Source organism: Rhodospirillales bacterium RIFCSPLOWO2_02_FULL_58_16 (assembly GCA_001830425.1).
Classification (GTDB): Bacteria; Pseudomonadota; Alphaproteobacteria; order Rhodospirillales; family 2-02-FULL-58-16; genus 2-02-FULL-58-16.
Genome location: MIAA01000037.1, coordinates 41,541 through 45,952, shown reverse-complemented (window position 1 = coordinate 45,952; position 4,412 = coordinate 41,541). Strand labels below are relative to the sequence as shown.

Annotated in this window: 2 protein-coding genes and 2 pseudogenes (2 of these 4 cut by a window edge); all 4 read right to left on the bottom strand. The window is 63.5% G+C overall.

Features of this window, described 5'->3' with window-relative positions; genetic code table 11:
* Window positions 1-2,506, bottom strand: a pseudogene (locus tag A3H92_09520) (DNA topoisomerase I); it reaches 71 nt to the left of the window's first position.
* A gap of 9 nt (window positions 2,507-2,515) precedes the next feature.
* A complete protein-coding gene (locus A3H92_09515) occupies window positions 2,516-3,637 on the bottom strand; it encodes a DNA protecting protein DprA (GenBank protein OHC74142.1) in 1,122 nt (373 codons plus the stop codon).
* 4 nt (window positions 3,638-3,641) lie between these two features.
* Window positions 3,642-4,247, bottom strand: a complete 606-nt coding sequence (locus A3H92_09510; GenBank protein OHC74141.1) for a glycerol-3-phosphate acyltransferase — start codon at window positions 4,245-4,247, stop codon at window positions 3,642-3,644.
* A gap of 8 nt (window positions 4,248-4,255) precedes the next feature.
* Window positions 4,256-4,412: pseudogene (locus tag A3H92_09505) on the bottom strand (dihydroorotase) (it continues 1,160 nt past the right edge of the window).

Here is a 4,412-nt window from a genome sequence, read left to right as displayed (position 1 = left end):
CCCCCTTGCCGCCGCCTTTTTTGGCCTTGGCGGCGATCAGCTCCAGGGCCTGCTCCAGGGTTACGGCGTCAGCGTCGGTTCCGTTGGGCAGGGTGGCGCGTACGACGCCGTGCTGGACATAGGGGCCGAAGCGGCCCTTATGCTGGATCACAGGCTTGCCGTCCTTGGGGTGGGTTCCCAGTTCCCTGGGCGGTATCTTTTTCGGCGAGTCGGCGATCAGGGAGATGGCGCGGTCAAGGTCTACGGCCAAAACATCGTCATCGCCCTTCAGCGAGATAAAGATATTGTTGTGCTTTAGATAAGGACCGAAGCGCCCGATGCCGGCGACGATGGTTTTTCCGGTTTCGGGATAGACGCCGATATCTCTGGGCAGAGCCAGCAGGGCCAGCGCCTTGTCGAGGTCAACGGATGAAGGCTCCATGGTGCGGGGAAGAGACGCCCGCTTGGGCTTGGTCTTTCCTTCCGGCTCGCCCAGTTGCACATAGGTTCCGTATGGCCCTTTGCGCAAGGTGACGGCCAGACCGCCGTCCGGGTCAAGGCCCAGTTCCTTGGGGCCGCTGTCTTCGGGCGATCCGTTGTTGCCGTTGGCCACCACCAGCGGACGGGTATGGCGGCACTCCGGGTAGTTGGAGCAACCGATAAAGGCGCCGAACTTTCCCAGCTTCAGGTTCAGGCGTCCATCGGCGCACTGGGGGCATTTGCGGGAGTCGGCGCCGTCCTCGCCTTCCGGGAAAAAGTGAGGGCCGAGCAGATTGTCCAAAGCGTCAAGAACTTCCCTGACCCGGAGGTCTTTGGTTTCGCCGACGGCGGCGCTGAAAGACTCCCAGAATTCTCTCAGCACCTGCTTCCAGTTGACGCGGCCGCCGGAAATATCATCCAGCTTGGTCTCAAGCTCGGCGGTGAAGTTGTATTCGACATAGCGGGCGAAAAAACTGGAGAGAAAAGCGGTGACAAGCCGTCCCCGGTCCTCCGGAATAAAGCGGCGCTTGTCCAGATGCACATAGTCGCGATCCTGAAGCACCGAAATGATCGAGGCATAGGTGGAAGGACGACCGATGCCCAGTTTTTCCAGGGTCTTGACCAGGCTTGCTTCGGAATAGCGGGGCGGCGGCTGGGTAAAGTGTTGGTCCTTGAGTATGTCTTCCAGGCTCAGGGCGTCGCCTTCCTTGAGGGGCGGCAGCGTGCGCTCGTCATCATCATCGCCGGCGGCGTCGTCACGGCTCTCGCCGTATAGTTTCAAAAAACCGTCGAAGGCGATTGTCGAGCCGGTGGCCCGCAATGTCGCCTTGCCGCCTGAATCAATAATGTCGGCGGCGACCTGATCAAGGACGACGGATTCCATCTGGCTGGCCATGGCCCGCTTCCACACCAACTCGTAAAGCCGCCGCTGATCATCGTTCAGGCGGTTGGCTATATCCTTGGGAAGGCGCGAGAAGTCAGTGGGGCGGATCGCCTCGTGAGCCTCCTGGGCGTTCTTGGCCTTGGACTTGTAGAAGCGGGGAGCGGTCGGCAGGTAGGCGGCGCCATAACGCTCGCCGATCAGCTTGCGGCAGGCGGAAACGGCCTCCGAGGCCATCTGTACGCCGTCGGTGCGCATGTAGGTAATGAGACCCACCGTCTCGCCGCCGATAGTGATGCCCTCATACAGATTCTGCGCCACCTGCATGGTGCGCTTGGCGCCGAAGCCGAGCTTGCGCGAGGCCTCCTGTTGCAGGGTGGAGGTGGTGAACGGCGGCGCCGGGTGGCGACTGGTCTTCTTGCGCTGCACGTCGGCGACGGCGAATGTCGAATTGGCGACGGCGGCGGCGGCGGCAGTGGCCGCCTGTTCGTCGCCGAGCGTCATCTTGCCGATATTTTCATCGCCGAGGCGGGTTAACTGAGCCTCGAAGACCTCGCCGGACGGCGTTTTAAGCAGCGCCTTGACGGACCAGTATTCCCTGGCCCTGAATATCTCGATCTCGGTCTCGCGCTCGCAGATCAGGCGCAGCGCCACCGACTGGACCCGGCCCGCCGAACGGCTGCCGGGAAGCTTGCGCCACAGAACGGGAGAAAGCGTAAAGCCCACCAGATAGTCCAGCGCCCGGCGCGCCAGATAGGCCTCGACCAGCTCGGCGTCCAGGGCGCGGGGATGAGAGAAGGCTTCGACGACGGCGCTTCTGGTGATTTCGTTAAAGACCACGCGCTTGACGTCAACGCCTTTCAGCGCCTTCTTTTGCTCCAGCACCTCGCGGACATGCCAGGCGATGGCCTCGCCCTCACGATCAGGGTCGGTGGCCAGATACAGGCATTGCGCCCCCTTGAGGGCGTCGGCGATAAGTTTGATATGCTTGCCGGCCTTGGCGTCAACCTCCCAGTTCATGGCGAAGTCTTCGCCGGGGAGCACCGAGCCGTCCTTGGAAGGAAGGTCGCGCACATGCCCGTAGCTGGCGAGAACGGTGTACCCGCCGCCCAGGTACTTGTTGATGGTCTTGGCCTTGGCCGGCGACTCAACGACGACGACGTTCATGAAAATCCGTTATGTCCAAACCAATGAAACCTGATTGCCGGAGTGGCGCTCCAAACGGCCCGCCAACTCCAACTCCAGGAGAACCATGGAAACCACGGCGGTGGACATTTGGCAGTTACGGATGATTTCGTCAACCATCACCGGATCGGGACCAAGGATTTGTTCGATCTCAAGACGAGCCTTGTTCAGGTCGCCGTCATCGGGAACAGAGGGCGGCGGAGTGCTGAAATCAAAGGCTTTCCGCTCGGCAAGGGGGCTGCGGAACAGGTCATCAAGAACGCGCATGACATCATCGGCGGATTCGGTAAGAACGGCGCCCTGGCGAATTAAATCGTTGGCGCCGCCGACCCTGGGGTCCATCGGCGAGCCGGGAACGGCGAAGACCTCGCGGTTCTGCTCAAGGGCCGTCCTGGCGGTAATCAGCGAGCCTGAACGACGCGCCGCCTCGATAACCACAACGCCGCGCGAGATGCCGGAAATAAGGCGGTTGCGGCGCGGAAAATGGCGCGTCGTCGGGGACTCGCCGGGAGCGCACTCGCTGACCACCACGCCCCTCTCGACAATGCGGGCGTAGAGTTCGGCGTTCTCACGGGGGTAGATGATGTCGACTCCGCCGGCGACCACCGCCGCCGTGCCTGTGTCAAGCGCCCCCTCGTGGGCGCCGGCGTCGATGCCGCGAGCCAGCCCCGAAACCACCAGCAGGCCGTTGCTTCCCAAATCCCCGGCCAGCTTGCGGGTGAACCGCATGCCGTTGTACGAGGCGTTGCGGGCGCCGACGACGCCGACGGCCTTTTTCTTCAACAGGTGGACATTGCCGAGAACGCTGATCAACGGCGGCGCGTCTTCAATATGGGCGAGCAACGGGGGATAGGCCGGCTCGATGCGGGCGATAAACACGGCCCCCAGCTTGGCGAGCGCTTCCATCTCGCGCTCGGCTGCCGCTGCCGGGCATACCGTGATGTCCTTGGAGCGCCCGCCGCGCCGCGCCATTTCAGGTAGCGCCCGGATGGCGGCAAAAGCCGAGCCGAAACGTTCCAGCAGCCTGTAGAAGGTGATCGGCCCGACGTTCTCGGAGCGGATCAGCCTCAGCCAGTCCAGCTTTTCGGTAGAGGTCAGGTCGCGAGTATCCATATCGCTACTTCTTCCCGCCGCCGATTTTCGGTTCCTCGCCTTTAAGCAGCCTTTTGATGTTCTGGTGATGGCGGGCGATGCCCAGCACGGCCAAGCCGGCGGCCATGACCGTCGGCGGGCCGGGAGCGATCCAGTGCATATAAAGCGGCGACAGGGCCAGCGCCGCCAGCGCCGCCAGTGACGAGACGCGGAACAAGGCCGCCGTCGCCAGCCAGGTGGCGCCGACCAGAAGCCCCGCCGGCCAGGCGACGGCGATGAACAGGCCCAGCGTCGAGGCCACCCCCTTGCCGCCCTTGAAATTCAGCCAAAGCGGAAAGTTGTGGCCGAGGACGGCGAAAAAACCGGCGATCAGGCCGGACATGCCGTCCACACGGGCAAACAGCAGCGCCGCCGCCGCCGCCTTGCCGGCGTCCAATAACAGGGTCGCCGCCGCCAGGCCTTTGTGGCCGGTCCTCAGGACATTGGTGGCGCCGATGTTGCCGGAGCCGACGGCGCGGATATCGCCCAGTCCGGCCACACGGGTCAGCACCAGACCGAAGGGTATGGAGCCGACCAGATAGCCGACCGCCGCCGCCGCCGCCTGCAACCAGGAAAGTTCGCCCTCGCCCATCGATCGCCTCAGTCGTTCAGTTCAAAGACGGCGCGGCCGTCAATCACCGTGCGCAGAACCCGGCCCTGCACCGGGCGTCCGTCGAAGGGCGAGTTCTTGGACTTGCTGAGCAGGGCGTCGGCGTCCACCACCCATCCGCGCTCCACGTCGAACAGGACCAGATCG